Here is a 23,082-nt window from a genome sequence, read left to right as displayed (position 1 = left end):
TAAATTGCAATATTGGAAGCTAACCTTATCTTAAACGGCCTCGCCGTAGGTATTTTTCGTCATCCATTTCGCACAAATAATGTTAATATAAGACACTCATATAGAACTAAAATATCTAGAGGCTGTACTTTACATGGCAACTTTACACATCCAAGGCACTAAGCTTGAAAAGGTATCTGAACCCAATATATTGGCAAAACCTTTTCTTTGGTCACTCGGAGTTGTTTTCTTACTTGCCATGCATTTTTTTCAGCCTAACCCTGGAGGTGCTGGCCTCGCGTTATCATTTAATAACACGACTTGGTTAGCATTAAGTGTCAGTTTTGGTATCGGCTTATACGCGATTGCGAATCAACGAGTACTTCGTGTGACTTCGCTGATTATCTCAATGCTGGTTGTTTGTGTGATTTTGACGATTCCAGTGTTTTATTCAAACGCGAATATTCAAGATTCCATATTACGCCTAATTGGGTTATGGGCAGGTTGGCTTCTCCTCGTCATTTTGCATCAATATCCACTGTCGATTAAACAAAAACAAACCCTACTCTTTTTCATTGTGGGTGCAGTGTGTATCGAGGCTGCTTATGGCTACTTCCAATACTTATTTTTAGAACCTGGTAATTCATTCGGTTATAACACCGAGCAAAACCGTCCGTTTGCGATTTTCCAACAACCAAACGTCACCGCAAGCTTTTTCGCAACAGGGCTAGCCGTCTCTTCTTATCTACTGGCGAGACAGAAACAAAGCAATGTCACACTGAATAAAGCCTTTTCTATTTTGTTATTACTCATGCCGATAATCACAATTCCGTTGTTATGGGTTCTCGCATCTCGAACTGGTTGGTTAGGCGCAACGGTCTCAACTCTATTGCTGATTCCATATTTGATGAAGTTCTTACCAAAACGCGTCATGACATTGTGGATGATCTCTGTCATTTTAGGCCTAGCCGGTGGTTATACTTTAGCGACGGCTAATGGTGGAAATGATTTAATCGCTAAAAAATCAAACTTAGAAAGCCCACGTCGTTATACCTTTCCACAAACATTAGATATGGTCATTGAGAAACCTCTCACCGGTTATGGTTATGGTAAGTTTGAACCTGCTTATATGGTTTACACCGCAAGACAGCACCAACTGAATCCTAGTTATCACCCAGGATTACCTTCGATGGATCATCCACATAATGAAATCTTATATTGGGCAGTTGAAGGCGGAATAATATCGATATTAGGCCTGTTAATTGCCGCTTTAGCCGTATTTCGAAAGGTCAGAAAATCGCAATCTGGGACACGTTTAGCGTTAATCGCTTTATTCTTCCCGATCGTGTTGCATACCCAACTTGAGTATCCGTTTTATCATTCAGCTATTCACTGGATTATTTTCATCATACTCATTTACTGGGTTGACCAATTAACCGCGCCATACCAAGTCATTAACTTTAGTAAAATCAGTAAAAGCTTACTGAGCGTATTGTCCCTGCTCATTCCGATCATTACAGGCTTTTTTATGATCACAGCGCTACATACTAATAATGTACTGAGCCGCTTTGAATACACTAGACCAATCAACCCTGACTTATTAAATCAAGTCACTAATCCGAGTGTTTGGAAGGATCGATTTGATTGGGACGTTTATAGCACTCAGCTCAATATCGGCCTACATTTAGGTAAGCCAGAGTACATCCAACCTTATATTGATTGGGCAACGCAAGTCATCAAACGCAAACCAAGAGCTGCATTTTATTCAAAATTAATTGCGGCTTACCAAGCTGTTGGCGATAACAGAAAAGCAGAAGAAGTACGTAAAGAAGCGAGTTTCTTATTCCCAAACCAAGACTTTTCTAAGATCCGCTATATTCCACCAGAGGAAAGGGTTTCAAGGGCAGAGGCAACGGCTAAAGAAGAATAGGTCTCTAGCTCCTAATAACGAGCTCCTAGATGTGCACTCTGGAGCTCTCTACAATATAAAAATGGACAATGAACGCAGGATTTCCCTTCGCTCGTTGTCCAAATCTATTAATTGGTAGGGAAAATCGTCATCCTGAAAAGCGACGTAGGAGCGCAGTTCAGGATCTCCAGCCACCATTAGGAGATTCCAAACAGTTCGTTCCTCACTTTTGGAATGACGTTATTAAATTTACCCTCTAATGAAAGTAATAAAGAAGCGTCCGAGCTACAAAAAAACTCTTCTAGAAACTAGGGACTAGCAACCTAGCCCCCTATTTTCATTTCCCTATCGTCTCTTGCAACGCCTTCAAACACAACGCCACATTTTCACTTTTTGCGCTATACCCCATGAGGCCAATCCGCCAAACTTTACCAGCCAATGCTCCTAATCCACCACCAACTTCAAGATTGTATTCATTCAATAGATGTTGACGAGTATTGGTATCATCTAGACCTTCTGGCAAATAAACAGAATTCAACTGCGGCAAGCGACATTCTTCATCTACCACATATTTAAAACCTAATTGTTCAAGACCTTGTTTTAGTTTCTGGTGCATATCGGCATGACGTTGCCAGGCATTTTCTAGCCCTTCATTATACAAACCAAGCAAAGCTTCATGCAGTGCATAGAGACTATTCACTGGTGCAGTATGGTGATAGCTTCGTTTTCCTTCACCACTCCAGTAACCAAGCACTAAGCTTTGGTCTAAAAACCAACTTTGAACAGGCGTCGTGCGTGCTTGGATCTTTGCAATGGCTTTAGGTGAAAAAGTAATGGGTGACAAACCCGGTACACATGATAAACATTTTTGGCTACCGGAATACACCGCATCTAACTGCCATTCATCGACTTTCAATGGCACACCACCTAATGATGTCACAGCATCGACAATCGTTAGCGCATTATATTGCTTAGCGATTTTAGATAGCGCTTGTGCATCACTTAATGCCCCCGTAGAGGTTTCCGCGTGAACAAAGGCTAAAATTTTCGCATCCGAGTTTTCAGCAAAGGCTGCCGCCACTTTCTCAACACTGACTGGTTTACCCCATTCATCATCTACCAGCACCACTTGGGCGCCGCTACGAATCGCGTTCTCACGCATCCGCTCACCAAACACACCATTACGGCAAATAATGACTTTATCGCCCGGTTCAATCAAGTTCACAAAACAGGCTTCCATCCCCGCACTGCCGGGAGCTGAAACCGGAATCGTAAAATCATTGTCGGTTTGAAAAGCATACTTAAGCAACGTTTTCACTTCATCCATCATGCCGATAAACAGAGGATCTAAGTGGCCAACCGTTGGACGACTTAATGCTTGTAAAACATCCGATGAAATATCAGAAGGACCTGGGCCCATTAAAATTCGACGAGGTGGGAAAAAGCGCTGAATAGTCATAATTATCCTTAATGGTATATTCCATAATTATCATTCACTAGTGCCACGACTCTATCGCTACTTTTGGGAAATAGCATAGATAACATTAGCAAAATTGGTGTGCTTAAATATGTGCAAGCTACGGTAAAACTACCATGCCTAGAAGGAGTCCTCATTAATGGTAAATAAAGCTGTGAGCCCCCTCAACTAATTGTGTACAGTTTTAATTATTATTGTCGACAAATCAACCGTAAAAAAAATCTCGCTCCATCACCTTTCAGTGATTGACTTTTTTAATACAACAACGTTCAATGTAGACTCCTTCAGCCATAGGATATGGTTGAACTTTGATGATGATTTCAACCACTGAAATCTCATCGTTCGGAAGAGGAGCGTAACCCAGGTAGATGACCAGTGGATCCCGAGATCCTAAACTTGTCATTCAGGGGGAGTTACGCCGAGATGGATAAATGCTCGGAAATTTATCACATCGGTTGCTCAGGTTGAATCCTGACAACTGTCACTAAGTGCTTAGCTTAGTGAAGAGCTTCTAAGATTTACATGGTCACACGATTCTAGTGATTCACTTCTATGTATTTCCCTGCTCTAAGAAATCTCTCTTCAACATTGGACGTTTGCCTATAAATAGGCCTTATTTGAGTATATTGGGAGACAATGCCGTGAGCGCATTTAACGTAGCAAAGTTTGGTGGCACCAGCGTGGCCAATTTCGAAGCAATGAGCCGCTGTGCCGCCATTATTGAAGATAACCCGTCAACAAAATTGGTTGTCAGTAGTGCTTGTTCTGGTGTAACAAATCTATTAGTTGAGCTAGCACTTGGGGTACAAAATCCCGATGATCGCCAAGCTATCTTGGACAAAGTTCGTGCGATTCATTACAGCATCATCGAACAATTTTCCGAACAAGAAAAAACCAGATATTCGATCGATACTATTTTAACCACTCTTTCCAGTATGGCTGAAGCGGCTTCTTTTCAATCGGGCGATAAACTCACCGATCACATCGTTGCTTGCGGTGAATTAATGTCGACTCACATTTTAACTCAGCTAATGATTGAGCGCGGTATTAACGCTGTTCGATTTGATATTCGTGAAGTATTACGTACCAACTCAGATCACGGCAAAGCAGAACCGGTTATTGCCGATATATCAGCTCTAGCACAACAAAAACTTTACCCACTTTGCCAGCAACATGTTGTGGTCACTCAAGGTTTTATTGGTAGTGATGTGGAAGGTAACACGACAACGCTTGGTCGTGGTGGCAGTGATTATAGTGCGGCGCTCATTGCCGAAGCGGTAAAGGCTTCTGGTTTGGAAATCTGGACAGATGTACCAGGTATTTACACCACCGATCCTCGTATAGCACCGAAAGCAACACCGATTCCTGAAATCAGCTTTAGTGAAGCGTCTGAAATGGCGAATTTTGGTGCGAAAATTTTGCACCCATCGACACTTCTTCCTGCGCTTCGCCACCAGATCCCTGTATTCGTCGGTTCTTCTCGCGAACCAGAAAAAGGCGGCACTTGGATTCGTAAACAAGTTGAAAGTGCCCCACTATTTCGCGCCCTAGCCTTACGTAACAACCAGACCATGGTCACGCTGCGTAGCCCTGATATGTTCCAAACTTACGGCTTTTTGGCACAGGTATTTAATATTCTCGCGAAGTATCAAATTTCCGTTGATTTGATCACCACTTCTGAAGTTAGCGTATCATTGACACTCGACCAAACCAACACCTCTGGCCAAGCGCCCGAGCTACCTGCCGATGTCAAAGCAGAATTAGAGCAATTGTGCTTAGTTGAAGTGGAATATAACCTCAGCCTAGTAGCACTAATTGGTAATAAAATGAGCGCTAAAAAAGGTTATGCTAAACAAGTATTCGGTGCGTTAGAAGATTTCAACTTGCGTATGATTTGCTACGGTGCGAGCCCTCATAACTTGTGCTTTTTAGTTGGCGAAGCAGAAGCTAAAAAAGCGGTAGAAGTACTACATAGAGAGTTGTTTGAGTAAAAAGAGCTAGGTTGCTAGTCCCTAGTTCCTAGAAAAAGAAGCTCTAGGAAACTGCTTTAACTTCTTTATTCAGTAAATAAAATTTCAAATATTCAGAAAGATTAAAGGCGATGACTATTAATAAGTCATCGCCTTTATTTTTAGCTGCTAAATAGCTCAAAGAAACAAAAAGAGTTAACAGCCTCCACCACCTAGGGACCAGGGACTAGGAACTGCTCTTTCCATCCTTAGCTCAAATTCGGCCCTAACCATTTCTCCATTTCGACTTCATCCCACCCTTTACGCTGTGCATACTCTTCTGCTTGATCTTGTTGGATCTGCGCAATCGCAAAGTAACGAGAATCAGGGTGTGAGAAATACCAACCAGAAACGGAGGCACCCGGCCACATCGCATAACTCGTGGTCAAAGACATGCCGATGGTTTCTTCTACTTTTAAAAGCTCCCACAAGCTGCCTTTTTCGGTATGTTCTGGGCAAGCAGGATAACCAGGGGCTGGGCGAATACCTTGGTATTTTTCACGAATCAAATCATTATTGGTTAAGTTCTCATCCGCTGCATAACCCCAAATATCTTTACGTACTTGCTCATGCATATATTCAGCAAATGCTTCGGCTAATCGGTCAGCTACCGCTTGGATCATAATGGCGTTAAAGTCATCGCCTTGCGCTTTATAAGAATCCGCTAATTCACGCTCACCAATACCACCGGTTACGGCAAAGCCGCCGATCCAATCTGCTTTACCGCTGTCTTTCGGGGCAATGTAATCGGATAAACAATAGTTCGGACCTTTTGGCTTTTCGGTTTGCTGGCGTAAATTGTGTAAAACTTTAATGACCTCTGTACGAGATTCATCCGAATACACTTCTATATCATCCCCCACGCTATTGGCTGGGAACATGCCACACATACCGCTAGCTTTAAGAATTCCCTCTTGTTCAATTTGGTCTAAGAAAACATTGGCATCATCGTATAAACGTTTTGCCTCTTCCCCGACTTCTTCATGATCAAAAATAGAAGGGTATTTCCCCATCAATCCCCAAGTTAAGAAGAACGGTGTCCAATCGATATACTGACGTAAAATAGCCGTATCAATATGTTCAAACACATGCACGCCGGGTTTAGCGGGGGCCGGCGGTGTATAAGCTTGCCAATCAATATTCACTCTATTTTCACGTGCTTGCTCTAAAGTAACCGGCTTAGTACGAGGACGTTTACGAGCATGTTGATCGCGCACTCGATCATAATCAATATCAAGCTTCTCAACGAAAGCGGGGCGTAACGTATCGGATAGCAATGCAGAACACACCCCAACCGCGCGTGAGGCATTATTCACATACACCACAGGTTGTGAGTAATTTTGTTCAATTTTCACCGCGGTATGAGCTTTTGAAGTAGTGGCACCACCAATCAATAATGGTAAATCAAAGCCTTGACGCTCCATCTCTTTGGCCACATGCACCATTTCATCAAGCGATGGCGTAATCAAACCAGACAAGCCAATGATGTCGACGTTTTCTTCCTTAGCAACCTTTAATATGGTCTCGGTTGGTACCATCACGCCAAGGTCGATGATTTCGTAGTTATTACACTGCAATACGACCCCAACGATGTTCTTACCGATGTCATGTACATCGCCTTTGACCGTGGCTAACAAAATTTTACCGTTGGTTTGGCCTACTTGTTTTTCAGCATTAATGTAAGGTTCTAAGTAGGCGACCGCTTGTTTCATCACACGCGCCGATTTCACCACTTGAGGAAGGAACATTTTACCTTCACCAAATAAGTCACCGACTACGTTCATGCCATCCATTAATGGCCCTTCAATCACTTCTAAAGGCATCTTGGCTTTAGCGCGTGCCTCTTCAGTATCTTCAACAATAAACTCAGTGATACCTTTAACTAACGCATGCTCTAAACGTTTCTCGACTTCCCAAGTACGCCATTCTAATAAAGCGGGATCTTCTGCTTTACCCACACCATTTGAACGATATTCTTCGGCCAACTCTAGAAGGTTTTCGGTAGCATTGCCGTGGCGGTTGAGTACGACATCTTCCACCGCATTACGCAATTTCTCAGGAACGTTATCATAAATTTCAAGCTGACCAGCATTCACGATCCCCATATCCATACCACGCTTAAAGCAGTGATATAAGAACACGGCATGAATGGCTTCACGTACGTAATTATTGCCTCGGAATGAGAACGAAACGTTAGATACCCCACCCGAAATCATCGCGTAAGGCAGGTCTCGCTTGATATCACCGACTGCTTCAATAAAATCGACCGCATAATTATTGTGCTCATCAATACCAGTCGCGACAGCAAAAATATTCGGGTCAAAAATAATATCTTCAGGTGGGAAACCAATTTCATCCACCAGAATACGGTAGGCCTTAGTACAAATTTCGGTTTTACGTTCGCGAGTATCCGCTTGGCCCACTTCATCAAATGCCATCACGATCACTGCCGCGCCATAGCGACGGATCAGTTTGGCTTGCTCAATAAAGTTCTCAACCCCTTCTTTCATTGAGATAGAGTTGACGATGCCCTTACCTTGTACGCATTTTAAACCGGCTTCAATGACATCCCATTTCGAGGAGTCAACCATAATTGGCACTTTAGAAATTTCGGGCTCAGAGGCACATAAATTCAGGAATCGCTCCATGCAGGCTTTAGCATCTAGCATCCCTTCATCCATATTGATATCGATAATTTGCGCGCCATTCGCGACTTGTTCACGAGCCACATCAAGCGCTTCATCGTATTGCTCTTCCACAATCAGACGCTTGAACTTAGCAGAACCCGTTACGTTCGTACGCTCACCCACGTTCACAAATAACGAGTCTTTATCAATCGTTAATGGCTCTAAACCGGATAAGCGACAGGCTTTTGGTAACTCTGGCAATGCGCGAGGTTTAACGCCTTCAACAACTCGAGCCATTTGACGAATATGTTCAGGAGTAGTGCCACAGCAGCCACCAACCATATTGAGAAAACCACTTTCGGCCCATTCTTGAATGTGTTTGGCCATTTCTCGTGGTTCAAGATCATATTCACCAAAAGCATTCGGTAAGCCGGCATTCGGGTGAGCTGAAACATGACTTTCTGAAATGCGAGAAAGCTCTTCAACATATTGACGAAGCTCATCAGGCCCAAGTGCACAGTTCAAACCAAACGATAAAGGCTCAACATGACGCATCGCATTATAAAATGCTTCAGTCGTTTGACCTGAAAGGGTACGTCCAGAGGCATCGGTAATCGTGCCAGAAATCATCACAGGGAGTTTAAAACCTAATTCATCAAAGACACTGAGCACCGCAAAAGCACAAGCCTTTGCATTTAAGGTGTCAAAGATCGTTTCGATCATGATGATATCTGCCCCACCGTCGATTAGCGCTCGGGTAGATTCAGAGTAAGCAACCACTAACTCATCGAATGTGACATTACGAAAACCAGGATCATTGACATCAGGTGAAATCGAACAAGTGCGGTTAGTGGGCCCTAACACACCAGCGACAAAACGAGGTTTCTCTGGTGTCTTTGCCGTCCACTCATCGGCTGCTTCACGGGCAAGCTTAGCGGCAGCAAAGTTAATTTCTGCGCTCAAGCTTTCCATGTCGTAATCCGCCATCGCGATGGTAGTGGAGTTAAAAGTATTCGTTTCGAGAATATCCGCGCCAGCCGCTAAGTAATCGCTATGAATTTTCTTGATCAGCTGCGGTTGAGTTAATACTAATAAATCGTTGTTACCTTTGAGATCACTATGCCAATCAGCAAAGCGCTCACCTCGGTAATCATTTTCTTGCAGTTGATGAGACTGGATCATGGTCCCCATGCCGCCATCAATCAATAAAATGCGAGATTTTAATAATGTCTGAATTTGATGTTTTATTTCACTACGATGAGAATTTGAGCTTCCAGCCACGATACAACCTCTTTCCTTAATTCTTTAAGATATCCTAACATAGAAATCTAGACGTCTAAAACAAGTTTAAACGACTAATATATGCCTTTTTAACATGCTTTTTATCTGCTTTACTCTAATCTTATTAAAAATATATTGATATTTATCATTAAGCGCACGAAAATTGCGTGATTACAATTTGTTACATTAGCCAAGGTTTAATTATGTCGGTCTATAACACCCTTTGCTTCCTATCGTTTGCTGCGATGGTAATAGCATTGATTAATGCAAAATTTGGTCGTCTACAGACGACAATTGCAATAACAGCCGGAGCAATGATGCTCTCCCTGCTAATCCTTATTGCTGGTCAAAGTGGTTGGTTCAACCTTGTCGATATTGCTTCAAAGACAATGGCTGAAATTAACTTTGAAAGCTTCTTGTTAAATGGAATTCTTGGCTTTTTATTATTTGCAGGGGGCTTAGGTATTAAATTACCTCACTTTGCAGATCAGAAATGGGAAATTGCCATCCTCGCTTTTGGTGGTACGGTATTCTCCACCTTCTTTATCGGTTTCAGCTTATACGGCATCTGTAATCTAATCGATATTCATATAGATCTCATTTATTGCTTATTGTTTGGTGCGCTAATTTCACCAACAGACCCCATTGCAGTACTCGCAATTGTTAAAAAACTTAAAGCACCACAACGTATTTCAACTCAAATTGAAGGTGAGTCACTATTTAATGATGGTATTGGCTTAGTTATCTTCGTAACAATCTTTACCGTCGCCTTTAGTGGCAATGCACCAACGGTTGGTGGAGTATTAAGCTTATTCATGCAAGAAGCCGTCGGTGGTATTGCTTACGGGTTCGTATTAGGTTTGCTTTTCCATTATCTAATCAGCTCAACCAATGATCACTCAATGGAACTACTATTGATGATCTGTATTCCCACTGCAGGTTATGCTTTTGCCGAAACACTTGAAGTATCAGGCCCATTAGCAATGGTCGTTTCAAGTATCATGATTGGTAACTGGACTCGCTACGTTGGTTTCTCAAAAGAAAGTACCGAGCACATGGATCATTTCTGGGAGCTAATTGATGAGTTTCTAAATGGCATCTTGTTCTTGCTTATCGGTATGTCGCTATTATTGTTTGAATTCCATTCTGAAGATTGGATTATGATGGCCATTGCGATTCCACTGGTTCTACTCGCTCGTTTCTTAAGTGTGTGGATACCGTTTATCGGCTTTAAGCGTTTCCGTACTTACAATAAATGGTCAGTGAAGATCTTAACCTGGGGTGGATTACGTGGCGGTCTTGCGTTAGCAATGGCACTTTCTATTCCACATGGAAAATACTTTGTTACCGCCGACAATATTGATGTAAAAGAAATCATCATGGTGATGACTTATGCCGTGGTTGTGTTCTCGATATTAATTCAAGGCTCGACGATCACACCAATGATCAATAAAGCAAAAGTGATCCAAAAACAAATGGAAGATGCTGATAAATTACGTGCACAAGTTGAAGCAGACTCAACAACACAAAAAGAGACGTTAAACAAAGACGTGTAAAACAAATCACCTCACAAAAAAAGCAGCATGACTTTTCGGTTATGCTGCTTTTTTATTAGCTACGATTTTGAATAAAACGCTTAATCATCTTTCGTAAAATTATCTACTGAGAAATGATCCAAATCGTATGGTGTTTGTTGATACACACAATAGTTTAACCAGTTGGAAAAGAGTAAATGGCCATGACTTCTCCAGCTCGCAATTGGTGGATTATCAGGGTTATCATTAGGGTAATAATTTACTGGAACCGCCGGATCCATCCCTTCAGCTAAATCTCGCATATACTCATGATGTAAAGTATGAGAATCATATTCAGGATGCCCGGTAACAAAAACGTGTCGCTTATCTTTGCTGCTCGCAAGATAGACACCGGCATCCGAAGAGGTCGCCAGAATATCTAAATCGGTGTGCTTAGAAAGATACTCATCCGTAAAATCTGCATAACGAGAATGTGGCGCTAAGAAGCTATCATCAAAGCCTCTTACTACTGGATGAAATTCACTAACGACATCATGGCGATAAACACCGGATAACTTTTCTTTTCGTGTGCGTTTTGGCAGGTTATATAGCAATTTGAGGCCAGCTTGTGCCGCCCAACAAACGTATAATGTCGAGGTGACATGATCTTTCGCCCACGCCATAATGGTCTGTAAGTGATCCCAATACGCGACATCTTCAAATTGAACGAGACCTAATGGAGCCCCGGTAATGATCAAACCATCAAAATTTCGATCTTTCACCACATCAAACTGACGATAAAAATTATTTAAATGTTCGGTAGGCGTATTTTTACTCGGGCGATCATCAATTCGAAGTAGCTCTATATCGACTTGAAGCGGGCTATTTGACAGTAAACGTAAGAACTGAGTTTCCGTCTCAATTTTTTTCGGCATCAAATTTAAGATCAAAACTTTAAGTGGGCGAATCATCTGTGTGGTAGCACGAGTTTCCGACATAATAAAGATTCTCTCCTGACGTAAAATATCAGAAGCAGGTAACTGATCGGGAATCTTGATTGGCATTGCACTCTCTCCATAAGCAATCTAGACGTCTAAACACCTATAAGTATATCAAGACAAAGGTGAATGTCGAGTAAGAATATCCGTGACGCCAGACCGCTTATTTTAGTTAACTAAGTTTAAGTTTAGCGCAAAAAAAAGCAGCGCATGAAAGCGCTGCTTTTGAAAACAAGATGTCGTGATTATCACTATTTAACGATGGTTAAACTTGGACGACCTTTAGGTTTCGCTGGGGCTTCAGACTCATCAGATGCTGACGCTTCTGGCGTTTCATCGCTTGGGCTATCCACACTTGATAGGGATGATACAGGCTCTTCTTTGATGCCTGCTTCCATTTCAACCGTGTAAGCATCTTCAGGTTCAAACATGGTTCCTGCGCCATTTTCACGCGCATAGATAGCTTGTACTGCATACATAGGAACAATGACTGAATGTGGGCGACCACTAAAGCGAGCATTGAACATAATGGCATCATTACTGATTTCCAAGTTACCAACCGCTCGTGGCGCAACATTCAAAATAATTTGACCATCTTGCACAAACTCAACAGGCACTCGTACACCTGGTAATGTAGCTTCCACCACTAAGTGAGGCGTCAGTTCATTATCCACTAACCATTCATAAAATGCGCGCACCAAATAAGGGCGTCTTGGTGTCATTTTGTCCATATCCATACTAGCGAACCAAACGCATTTCTCGTTCAGCTTCTGTTAGAGAGGCTAAGAATGAATCACGCTCAAATACGCGGCTCATATAGATCTTAAGTTCTTTCGAACCCGGACCTGATAATTCAATACCGAATGTAGGTAAACGCCATAGTAATGGTGCTAAGTAGCAATCAATTAGGCTGAACTCTTCACTCATAAAGTGTTCATATTCAGCGAAAACAGGCGCTAACGTTAGTAAATCATTACGTAATTTGATGCGAGCGGCTTCTGCTTCTTCAGGTGTTCCTGAAACAATCTTTTCAGCTTGTGAATACCAGTTACGCTCGATACGATACATCATCAAACGACTGTTACCACGTGCAACCGGATAGACAGGCATCAAAGGCGGATGAGGAAAACGCTCATCAAGGTATTCCATGATGATGTTAGAATTATAAAGTGCAAGTTCACGATCAATTAAAGTCGGAACTGACTTATAAGGGTTCAATTCAATTAGGTCTGTTGGTAGGTTATCTTCTTCAACTAACTCAACCTCAACACTTACCCCTTTTTCGGCTAGAACAATACGAACCTGATGGCTATACATATCTGAAGCACTTGAAAATAGAGTCATCACAGAACGTTTATTGGCAGCTACAGCCATTGAGAAGCCCTCCAGCACACTTAAAAAATAAAAAAGAATGGAGGCTAAATGCCCCCATTACATAAAAATTAGCAAGGAATTTTAGCACAAATGTTTACATTCAGGCTAATTTTTATTCCCAAGGCTTATTGAGTATAGCGCAACAAGCCTTTGCCATTAATGAACATCACGCCAATATTCTTTCTTGAGTAAGACCACAACAATGGTAAAGAGTACCAAGAATGCCATTACCCACCAGCCAAGAGCATGACGTTCAAGCTTGACGGGGTCACCTGAATATTCAAGGAAGTTGACCAAATCTCGGACCGTATTGTTATATTCTTCCGTTGTCAGTTCACCCATTTTGGTAATTTTAGTACCAACGACAATTTTATGCTCTTCACCATCTACCGTAGTGGTTTCATAAACAGGCTCAGGAATACCTTGTAAGCCTTCAAGTACATGTGGCATACCAACATTAGGGAAAGTGGTATTGTTCACCCCAAATGGACGTGACGGATCTGCATAAAAGCTACGTAAGTAGGTATATAACCAATCAACGCCACGCACACGAGCGACCAACGTTAAATCAGGTGGTGGTGACCCAAACCATTTACCTGCATCTTCAGCAGGAATGGCGTTGGTCATCAAATCACCAATTTTTGCCTTTGGATCAAAGACTAAGTTTTCCATCATCAAATCATCAGGAATACCTAAGTCTGTCGCGACGCGTTGATAGCGCTGATATTGCGTGGAATGACATCCAGCGCAGTAGCTCATAAAGGTCTTAGCACCACGCTGCAATGAAGCTTGGTCGGTAAGATCATTATTCGCTTTGTCTAAATGTACATTACCACCCGCTGCCATGACCGATAACGGCAACATAATAGTCAAAAGTCCTATAATCCACTTTTTCATTTGAATGTTACCCTCTCTGGTAATGGTTTGGTTGCTTCATTCTTACTGTAGAAATACAACAAAATGAAGAACATGAAATAACCTAAACTAAACACCTGCGCTAAAAAGGTATAGAGCGGAGTGGCTGGTAAGGTTCCCAAAATACCTAGGGCAATAAAGCTGATCACGAACTGAATGATATTCAATAGGTGCCATTTACTGCGGTAACGATATGAACGCACTTTACAACGATCAAACCAAGGCAATAAGAATAAGAACAAGATTGAAGCGCCCATTGCAGCAACACCTAACAGCTTATCTGGTACCGCACGTAAAATCGCGTAGAAAGGCGTGAAATACCATACTGGCGCAATATGCTCTGGTGTTTTCAGTGGGTTTGCAGCTTCAAAGTTTGGCGGCTCAAGGAAATAGCCTCCCATTTCTGGATTAAAGAACAACACATAACTAAAGAAGAATAAGAAACCAGCAACACCAACGAGATCTTTTACCGTTCCATAAGGATGGAATGGTACTGAATCAATGATGTTGTATTTTTTGGTAAATTGCTTATGGAATGCAAACTGAGTTTTGTGCTCACCATTATCATCTGGTGCCTTCGGAATTTTAGTATCAATGCCATCAGGGTTATTTGAGCCAACTTCATGCAATGCCAATACGTGTAGTACTACTAATAGTAATAAAACAATTGGTAGTGCGATCACGTGTAAAGCAAAGAATCGATTCAAAGTGGCGCCAGAAATAACGTAGTCACCACGGATCCAGAGTGTTAAATCATCACCAATAACCGGAATCGCACCAAACAAGGAAATAATAACCTGAGCCCCCCAGTAAGACATTTGTCCCCAAGGTAGCAAGTAACCCATGAAAGCTTCCGCCATTAACACTAAGAAGATCAACATACCGAAGATCCACAAAAGCTCACGTGGTTTTTGATATGAACCGTAAATAAGGCCACGGAACATATGCAAATACACCACAACGAAAAATGCAGATGCGCCAGTTGAGTGCATATAGCGGAGTAGCCAACCATATTCAACATCACGCATGATGTATTCAACCGAGGCAAAAGCGCCATCACCAGAAGGAACATAATTCATGGTCAACCAAATCCCTGTCAGGATCTGATTCACTAAGACTAACATTGCTAAAGAACCAAAAAGGTACCAAAAGTTGAAGTTCTTAGGCATTGGATATTCGGATAAATGCTTTTTATAAGCATCCATCACTGGTAGACGTTTTTCTACCCAATCAAGTAAGGCTTGCATCAGGCTCCCTCCTCACGACTTTCGCCAATGATAATCCGTGTATCACTTAAGTATCCATGCTCTGGAACCACTAAGTTTAATGGCGCTGGCACCCCTTGAAACACTCGACCAGCCAGATCAAATTTAGAACCATGACATGGACAAAAGAAACCCGATTTAACACCCTGAACTTGCTCGCTAAAAGTGTCAGGTAAATACGTTGGAGAACAACCAAGGTGAGTACAAATACCCACCGCAACAAAATATTCTGGTTTGATTGAACGGTATTTATTCTGAGCGTAAGCAGGCTGTTGTTCTTGCTCTGATGTCGGATCGCGAAGCTTATCATCTAAAGATTCAAGCTGTGTTAACGTTGACTGGGAACGACGCACCACCCAAACTGGCTTCCCTCGCCACTCAACACGAACAAGCTGACCCTCTTCTAATTTACTGATATCCACTTCCACCGGAGCACCAGCAGCTTTTGCCCTTTCACTTGGATTCCAAGATTTAATAAAAGGCACAGCTACCGCCACCGCTCCTATTCCACCAACAACCGCGGTAGTGGCAGTCAAAAAGCGCCGGCGGCCATTATTGATAGGCGCATTGCTCATCCAAATTTCTCCCAATCTGTATTAAATACAAAGAGTAACCCAATCCATAGTTCATGCGACTTTAGTACTCTTAGCGTGCATTTTCATTTTTTGAAAATCGATTTAATTTCCATCGATATTAATATGCTAATTATCATGCACATGTTTATAAAAAATTCTTTTAAATGATAAATAAAGCGCTACATAGAGACAAGGTAAAGCTACCTTTTAATAACATCTATGACCCATATTTGTTTAGGACTTCACAAAAGCGCCTAAAAACAACAAATACAAAATAAAATGCGAGAATAGAAAATCTAAAAAGGTCCGAAACCAATAGGATAATGCAAGATAATCCACTTAAAATGACACATTATGTAACATTTATATTAATAGCTTATGAGGCGATATCATTGAAGGAGAGTGATGAGGCTGTTGAGCATCAGCCTTACTAAATCGACGAATTTTCAGCCAAATAGTAAAAACAAAAAAGCCCGGCCGAAGCCGAGCTTTTGTAACCACACACCAGAAAACTGGTGACGTTGATTCGCAATACAGAGAAAACTCTGTAGAGAAAATTAACGCTTAGAGAATTGTGGTTTACGACGTGCTTTACGTAGACCAACTTTCTTACGTTCAACGCAACGAGCGTCACGCGTAACATAGCCAGCTGCACGTAGAGCAGGACGTAGAGTTTCATCGTATTCCATAAGAGCGCGTGTGATACCGTGACGGATCGCACCAGCTTGACCAGAAATACCACCACCTTTAACAGTGACGTATAGGTCAAGTTTCTCTACCATGTCAACAAGTTCAAGAGGTTGTTTAACAACCATGCGTGAAGTTGGACGACCGAAGTAGGTGTCTAGATCACGCTTGTTGATTACGATGTTGCCGCTGCCTGGTTTGATGAAAACACGAGCAGCTGAGCTTTTGCGACGGCCAGTGCCGTAGTATTGATTCTCTGCCATTTCGATAATCCTCGATTAGATGTCTAGTACTTGTGGTTGTTGAGCAACATGGTTGTGCTCAGCGCCAGCGTAAACTTTTAGCTTACGGTACATAGCACGGCCAAGAGGACCACGTGGTAGCATACCTTTAACAGCTAGTTCAATAACCATTTCTGGCTTCTTATCAATCAGTTTTTCAAAAGAGATTGACTTTAGGCCACCAGGGAACTCAGAGTGACGGTAGTAAATTTTACCCTTCGCTTTGTTACCTGTAACAGCTACTTTCTCAGCGTTTACAACGATGATGTAATCACCAGTATCAACGTGAGGAGTGTACTCAGCTTTATGTTTGCCACGTAGGCGAGATGCAATTTCACTTGCTAGACGGCCAAGAGTTTTACCTTCAGCGTCTACAACATACCAGTCGCGTTTTACAGTTTCTGGTTTAGCAACGAAAGTTTTCATGCTAATAATACCCGTTTAATTTAAATTCATAGTTTAAGGAACAAGCAACCGCTTATTACCCTTAGGATAAGAAGCTCTAAAAGCTTATTCCCACTGTCTAAGAGTCCCATTCATCACCCCTTCGAGTCGTTGGTACTCTCGGCTTCGTCCATAGAACTTAGCCTGCAGTAACGGTGGGTCGCAGGATTATAGAGAAGAGTGAAGGAAAAATCATCTATTTTTGCCAAAAAAGTGTGATTAATTAAAAATAGGGATTCGTTATCGATAAATATCATCATATATAAAGAAAAATAACGATTTAAGCGCTTTATGCAAAACAAAGCGCTCAACTTTAAGCGAGATGTTCATTCGCTAAATAATCAAGACTTTGCATCTCAATCAAGCGTGATTGACAGCGCTGAAATTCAAAATCAAGCTGCCCTTTAGTATATAAAGAACCTAACGCCACTTGCGCTGAAATAATTAACGTGACATTACGTTCGTAGAACTCATCAACGAGTGCAATAAACCGACGAGCAGCATCATCACTACCTCGCCCCATTTGCTTCACGTCTGACAATAGAACGGTATGATACAAACGCGACATTTCAATATAATCAGACTGGCTACGAGAACTTTCACAAAGCTGAGAAAAACTGGCATACAACACGCCATCGCAAACACCATTCACGGGAATATCACGATGATTAATATTAACGGTTTTTATCTCCCGACACTCATCTCTACTAAGCTGAAGATAATAATGGTCTAAATTCGCTTTGGCTTTTTCATCCAATGGAAAGTGATAAATTTCGGCTTGCTCTAGCGTTCGCATTCGATAGTCAACACCACTATCAACATTGACTTCGATACATTGTTGTTCAATTAGCTTTATTGCAGGCAAGAAGCGCGCGCGCTGCAAGCCATTACGATAAAGATCTTTGGGTGGAATATTAGAAGTGGCGACCAAAATAATGCCACGCTTAAATAAAGCTTCAAATAATGTACCTAAAATCATCGCATCGGTAATATCTGATACAAAAAACTCATCAAAACAAATAATATCAGACTCTTGCTTAAAACGATCTGCCACTACCTGTAATGGGTCACTCACATCCTTTAAGCTAGAAAGCTCCATATGGACACGCTGCATGAAACGATGAAAATGCATTCGGCTTTTCTTTTCATAAGGCAAAGCATCAAAAAACAAGTCCATTAAATAGGTTTTCCCTCTACCAACCCCTCCCCAAAAATACAAACCTTTCGGAGCCGTTACTTGAGTCTTTCGACCTAACAATTTTGAAAATAAACTCGGTTTTTCTAGTGGAGTTGATACATACTCAAGAAATTGGTGGTAAAGTTGATCCAGTTTATCGACTGCATATTGTTGCGCAGGGTCATGTTGATACCCGGAATGCTCAATGTCGTACTGATACTTTTGCTTAGGCGTCATCATTCAATGTCATCCATGGATATTAAATAAAGTGGAATATTGAGAAAAAATGGCCCATTCACGTTAGACGTTTTTAGGGGCAGCTTTTGCTTTATCAAGCGAAGATGTCATAGTACCATGTATTGTAAACATGTATAACACGTCGTAACAAACATGTTAAAAATCAATGATAAGGAGCTTATATGGCTTTTCTTTATGCTGCAGTAGGTTTGGTTATCGGTCTCATTATCGGCATTATCATTGCCCGTGTAATGACACCTGAATACAAAAAGCACAAACAACTACAAAAAGAGCTTGAAACCGCTAAGTTTGAATTAGAACAGCATCGTCAAGACCTGTCCGATCATTTCTCAAATTCTGCTGAAATGCTGGATACGCTAGGAAAAAATTATACTAAGTTGTACCAACATATGGCACAGACTTCTTCAGACCTATTACCAAATATTCCGAAACAAGATAACCCATTTGTTACCCAAACGGCGGAAGCCCCATTGGAATCGGAAGAACGTAAACCAGAAGAAACCCCTGAAATTCAACCTAAAGACTATGCGAACGGCTCTACTGGTTTATTAAAAGAACAACCAAAAACTTATGTTGAGTCACCAACGATGAATAAAGCGTCATAACACACAAGTACTCATCCATTTTTTTAGGAACTTAGTAAAGGTTTTTAGTTCTAACACTTTGATGTTGATTTTGTTCAATGAAGGAGTATTAGAATGAAAAAACCTTTACTTGTTTTAACTGCTATATCATTAAGCCTCAGTGCTATTCTCACCCCAATATCAGCCTCAGCCGCATTGCCGAGTACCGTCGAAGGGCAAGCGATTCCAAGCTTGGCACCGATGCTTGAGAAGGTCACACCTGCCGTGGTTTCTGTTTTGGTTGAAGGCAAAAAAAATGCGACTCAACAATCCATTCCAGAACAATTCCGTTTCTTCTTTGGTCCTGACACGCCTGTTCAAGCTCTGCCAGAAAGACCATTTAGAGGTTTAGGTTCTGGTGTTATTGTCGATGCCAAAAACGGTTATATCGTCACCAATTATCACGTCATCAATGATGCCGATAAAATTCAAGTCGCGCTATCTGATGGCAGAGAAGTTAAAGCAACGCTGATTGGCGGTGACAAACTATCCGATATTGCCATCATTAAGCTGGATAAAAAAATCTCAGGTCTTACTCAAATAAAAATCGCCGACTCAGACCGTCTGCGTGTCGGTGATTTTGCCGTTGCAATAGGTAACCCATTTGGACTTGGGCAAACCGTGACTTCTGGGATTATTTCCGCTTTAGGTCGTAGTGGTTTAAATATTGAAAACTTTGAAAACTTCATCCAAACCGACGCCGCAATCAACACCGGAAACTCTGGTGGCGCCTTGGTTGACCTTAATGGGGAGTTAGTGGGAATTAACACCGCTATTTTAGGCCCAAATGGTGGCAATGTCGGGATTGGTTTTGCCATTCCATCAAACATGGTCAAAAGCTTAACCGATCAAATCATCGAATTCGGCGGCGTTAAACGTGGCATCTTAGGTATACTTGGTGGCGAAATCACGCCAGATCTAGCTGAAGCCATGGGATATAACAGCAGTAAAGGCGCATTTGTTAGCCAAGTTTTACCAAAGAGTGCGGCAGATAAAGCCGGAATCAAAGCTGGGGATGTTTTAGTTTCTATCAACGGTAAAAGCATCGATACCTTTGGTGAACTTAGAGCAAAGATAGCCACCATTGGTGCAGGTAAAACAGTAGAGCTAGGATTAGTGCGTGATGGTAAAACATTAAATAAAAGCGTCATACTAGGGGAAGCTGAGCAAATGCAAGCCAATGCTAGCGATCTTCACCCTGGTTTAGAAGGTGCTAAGTTCAGTAATACCGATAGCAGCGACGCTATTGCTGGCGTAAAAATAACGGGAATAGCGAAAGGTTCTCCGGCTGAAAATTATCAACTTCAACAAGGTGATATTATCATTGGCGTCAATCGAACTCGGGTGAAAAACCTTGCCCAAATGAAAAAAGTTCTCGATGAGAAAACCAATATATTGGCTTTGAATATTCAACGAGGAGATCAAACGCTTTATCTTGTAGTTAAATAAAATAATGTTAAGCCAATAGATAGAGCCGTTAACCAACATATTTATCCCCTCACGGCAATTCCAAGTAAGAGGGAGATAAAACTCAAACAAAAAGAGAAGTTTCCCTGTAAACTTCTCTTTTCTTTGCTTTCCATCCGATGCTATTCTTTGCAATCTTCCCTCTTTTTTTAATTCTGCGTATCTGAGGATAAAATGCTTAAATTTTTGCTTCGACCTATTCTTATCGGGCTAGCAACAGCAGCGGTCATTCTTATTACCGTTCCATCATTACGCCAAGATTTACTCCATATTGAATCCGAACCTAATGCTGAAAATATGGAAGATGTTCAGGTTTCCTTTAGTCATGCCGTGCATCGCGCAGGCCCTGCTGTCGCCAATATTTATAGCCGTCAATATGTCGAAGGCGATCGCTTGAAGCTAAAAACCCAAGGCCTTGGCTCTGGTGTTATCGTATCAGATAAAGGCTACATCATTACTAACTACCATGTGGTCGCACAAGCCGATCAAATCGTTGTTGCACTGCAAGATGGCCGAGTATCGAGCGCGCAATTAGTCGGCACCGATAAACAAACAGACATTGCGGTCTTAAAAATCGAAATGAATAATCTTCCGGTGATTCCTCAAAACTCGGAACGAAAAACAAAAGTAGGCGATATTGTTTTAGCGATAGGTAACCCGTACAACCTAGGGCAAACCACAACCTTTGGCATTATTTCAGCGATGGGACGTTCCTCTGTCAGCACTGATGGCCGCCAAGCATTCATTCAGACGGATGCCGCAATCAACAAAGGTAACTCTGGTGGTGCTTTAGTGAATACACGGGGTGAACTGATCGGAATCAACACCGCTTCCTTTCAACAAGCCACCGACTTAGAAACCTACGGTATTTCCTTTGCGATCCCATACCCGCTCGCTTATAAAATCATGACTAAAATTATTGCCGATGGTCGAGTCATCCGTGGTTATATCGGTATTGATGGTCAAGATATGAATGCGGTGGCTGCCCGACTACTTGGTATTGATCATGTTAGCGGTATCATTGTACTCAGCATTGCCGAAGGTGGCCCAGCCGATAAAGCGGGCTTAAAAGAGAAAGATGTCATTGTTTCTATTGATGATAAGAAAGTGCTCAACAGCCAAAGTGTGATGGAAATGATTATTGAACTTCGACCAGGCACTACGGTTAATTTTGAAGTATTACGTAATGGCAAAAAAATCACGATTCCAGTGACAATCGAAGAAGATCCTAAAGATTAATTTTCGATTTAAATTCCTCAAAAGCATGTAATGGAATACCGGCAATGACATGGATATTGTTCACTTTTATGGCCGCGTTCATGCAGTCATGGCGCAATGCTTTTCAAAGTAAATTATCAATTGAAGTTAAAACATTAGGGGTAACTCTCGCTCGTTTCTTATGGGCAAGCCCGATTGCAGCGGTGTATTTATTGATTTTATATCAAGCGAATCCGGCCGACTTACCTGCATTCAATGTTCGCTTTACTTCTTTTATTTTTGCCGCAGCGTTAATGCAAATCTTAGCCACTGCTTTAATGGTGCAATTATTTAAACGTAATAATTATGCGATTGGAGCTGGCCTTGCTAAAAGTGAAGCGTTAGCGGCTGCCATTTTGGGCATGTTATTTTTCGGAACGCAGCTTTCGATGCTCGGTTGGGCGGGTGTATTCTTAGGTGGCGTGGGGGTATTCCTTCTAAGTACCACCACTGGTGTTAAAAGCATCTCGATTTCAACAGTGATACTCGGTCTGTGCTGTGGCTGCGCGTTTGCTCTAACCTCTCTATGGATACGTGAAGCCAGTCTGTCACTTAATCTCCCCTTCCCTTATAACGCCGCTTGGGTGTTGTGGTTAGTCATTAGTATCCAAACCATTATCTTATTGGCGTATATTTTTATTACCGACAAATCGACCCTACAAGCTTTATGGCAGCGCCCAAAGCTAACCTTTCTTGCCAGTGCCAGTAGTTGTTTGGGTTCAATAGGATGGTTTAGCGCCATGTCACTTGAGGCTGTACCTTATGTTAAGACGCTAGGACAAGTTGAAATATTTTTTACCATGATAATTTCAGTATTATGGCTAAGGCAGAAGGTCAAAATCAAAGATGGGGTAGGTTTAGTATTGGTCGCCATTGCGGCTATTTTGGTGATGTGGACATAGTCTAAGACAAATAAAAAAGCCACTGCCGTTCATTCAACGGCAATGGCATTTATAAAGAGAATT

The 23,082-nt window shown here is 41.8% G+C and carries 18 protein-coding genes and 1 riboswitch; of the genes, 7 read left to right on the top strand and 11 right to left on the bottom strand.

Annotated features, from left to right (window positions below):
- Positions 1-133 precede the first annotated feature (133 nt).
- Positions 134-1,909, top strand: a complete 1,776-nt coding sequence (locus VRUMOI_RS02630; protein ID WP_089139215.1) for a PglL family O-oligosaccharyltransferase — start codon at positions 134-136, stop codon at positions 1,907-1,909.
- 316 nt (positions 1,910-2,225) lie between these two features.
- Here VRUMOI_RS02630 and VRUMOI_RS02625 read toward each other — a convergent pair whose 3' ends face one another.
- Entirely contained in the window at positions 2,226-3,347 is a 1,122-nt protein-coding gene (locus tag VRUMOI_RS02625; RefSeq protein WP_089139216.1) for a pyridoxal-phosphate-dependent aminotransferase family protein, read from the bottom strand.
- A gap of 356 nt (positions 3,348-3,703) precedes the next feature.
- Positions 3,704-3,884: riboswitch (Lysine riboswitch) on the top strand.
- Between the two features lie 122 nt (positions 3,885-4,006).
- On the opposite strand from VRUMOI_RS02625, the gene lysC reads away from it, so the two are divergent.
- Positions 4,007-5,356: a lysine-sensitive aspartokinase 3 gene (gene lysC, locus VRUMOI_RS02620; protein WP_089139217.1), complete on the top strand. Its 1,350-nt coding sequence runs from the start codon at positions 4,007-4,009 to the stop codon at positions 5,354-5,356.
- 227 nt (positions 5,357-5,583) lie between these two features.
- On the opposite strand, the gene metH is transcribed toward lysC, so the two are convergent.
- Positions 5,584-9,249: a methionine synthase gene (metH, locus tag VRUMOI_RS02615; RefSeq protein WP_408646263.1), complete on the bottom strand. Its 3,666-nt coding sequence runs from the start codon at positions 9,247-9,249 to the stop codon at positions 5,584-5,586.
- Positions 9,250-9,485: 236 nt separating this feature from the next.
- Here metH and VRUMOI_RS02610 point away from each other — a divergent pair, with 236 nt between their 5' ends.
- Positions 9,486-10,838 (top strand): cation:proton antiporter, encoded by a 1,353-nt coding sequence (locus VRUMOI_RS02610; protein WP_089139219.1) that lies wholly within the window; start codon positions 9,486-9,488, stop codon positions 10,836-10,838.
- A gap of 80 nt (positions 10,839-10,918) precedes the next feature.
- Here the strand turns inward: VRUMOI_RS02610 and metA are convergent, their stop codons facing one another.
- The 9 genes from metA to zapE all read right to left on the bottom strand — a co-directional run bounded on the left by metA (position 10,919) and on the right by zapE (position 18,749).
- On the bottom strand, positions 10,919-11,860 hold the full coding sequence (gene metA / locus VRUMOI_RS02605) for a homoserine O-acetyltransferase MetA (RefSeq protein ID WP_089139220.1): 942 nt from the start codon (positions 11,858-11,860) through the stop codon (positions 10,919-10,921).
- Between the two features lie 185 nt (positions 11,861-12,045).
- On the bottom strand, positions 12,046-12,531 hold the full coding sequence (gene sspB, locus VRUMOI_RS02600) for a ClpXP protease specificity-enhancing factor (protein WP_089139221.1): 486 nt from the start codon (positions 12,529-12,531) through the stop codon (positions 12,046-12,048).
- Position 12,532: 1 nt separating this feature from the next.
- A complete protein-coding gene (gene sspA, locus VRUMOI_RS02595) occupies positions 12,533-13,168 on the bottom strand; it encodes a stringent starvation protein SspA (protein WP_089139222.1) in 636 nt (211 codons plus the stop codon).
- Between the two features lie 156 nt (positions 13,169-13,324).
- Entirely contained in the window at positions 13,325-14,065 is a 741-nt protein-coding gene (locus tag VRUMOI_RS02590; RefSeq protein ID WP_089139223.1) for a cytochrome c1, read from the bottom strand.
- Positions 14,062-15,330 (bottom strand): cytochrome b, encoded by a 1,269-nt coding sequence (locus VRUMOI_RS02585; RefSeq protein WP_089139224.1) that lies wholly within the window; start codon positions 15,328-15,330, stop codon positions 14,062-14,064. The genes VRUMOI_RS02590 and VRUMOI_RS02585 overlap by 4 nt, the downstream gene beginning before the upstream one ends.
- Positions 15,330-15,923: a ubiquinol-cytochrome c reductase iron-sulfur subunit gene (gene petA / locus VRUMOI_RS02580; protein WP_089139225.1), complete on the bottom strand. Its 594-nt coding sequence runs from the start codon at positions 15,921-15,923 to the stop codon at positions 15,330-15,332. The genes VRUMOI_RS02585 and petA overlap by 1 nt, the downstream gene beginning before the upstream one ends.
- 557 nt (positions 15,924-16,480) lie before the next feature.
- A complete protein-coding gene (gene rpsI / locus VRUMOI_RS02575) occupies positions 16,481-16,873 on the bottom strand; it encodes a 30S ribosomal protein S9 (protein WP_089139226.1) in 393 nt (130 codons plus the stop codon).
- A gap of 15 nt (positions 16,874-16,888) precedes the next feature.
- Complete coding sequence (gene rplM, locus VRUMOI_RS02570) at positions 16,889-17,317, bottom strand: 50S ribosomal protein L13 (protein WP_017024950.1); 429 nt, start codon at positions 17,315-17,317, stop codon at positions 16,889-16,891.
- 331 nt (positions 17,318-17,648) lie between these two features.
- Positions 17,649-18,749: a cell division protein ZapE gene (gene zapE / locus VRUMOI_RS02565; RefSeq protein ID WP_089139238.1), complete on the bottom strand. Its 1,101-nt coding sequence runs from the start codon at positions 18,747-18,749 to the stop codon at positions 17,649-17,651.
- A 182-nt stretch (positions 18,750-18,931) separates the two neighbouring features.
- Here zapE and zapG point away from each other — a divergent pair, with 182 nt between their 5' ends.
- The 4 genes from zapG (at position 18,932) to VRUMOI_RS02545 (ending at position 23,019) form a co-directional block, all read left to right on the top strand.
- Positions 18,932-19,375 carry a Z-ring associated protein ZapG gene (zapG, locus tag VRUMOI_RS02560; protein WP_089139227.1) on the top strand — a complete coding sequence of 148 codons (444 nt, stop codon included), beginning with the start codon at positions 18,932-18,934 and terminating at the stop codon, positions 19,373-19,375.
- Between the two features lie 93 nt (positions 19,376-19,468).
- Complete coding sequence (locus VRUMOI_RS02555; protein ID WP_089139228.1) at positions 19,469-20,842, top strand: Do family serine endopeptidase; 1,374 nt, start codon at positions 19,469-19,471, stop codon at positions 20,840-20,842.
- Between the two features lie 192 nt (positions 20,843-21,034).
- Positions 21,035-22,099 carry an outer membrane-stress sensor serine endopeptidase DegS gene (degS, locus tag VRUMOI_RS02550; RefSeq protein ID WP_089139229.1) on the top strand — a complete coding sequence of 355 codons (1,065 nt, stop codon included), beginning with the start codon at positions 21,035-21,037 and terminating at the stop codon, positions 22,097-22,099.
- 44 nt (positions 22,100-22,143) lie between these two features.
- A complete protein-coding gene (locus VRUMOI_RS02545) occupies positions 22,144-23,019 on the top strand; it encodes a DMT family transporter (protein ID WP_089139230.1) in 876 nt (291 codons plus the stop codon).
- The last annotated feature ends 63 nt before the right edge of the window (positions 23,020-23,082 follow it).

Origin of the sequence: Vibrio rumoiensis (assembly GCF_002218045.2) — a bacterium.
In the GTDB taxonomy this organism is placed as follows: Bacteria; Pseudomonadota; Gammaproteobacteria; order Enterobacterales; family Vibrionaceae; genus Vibrio; species Vibrio rumoiensis.
Note: the sequence above shows the minus strand (reverse complement) of the source record. Positions and strands in the feature narration are given on the sequence as shown.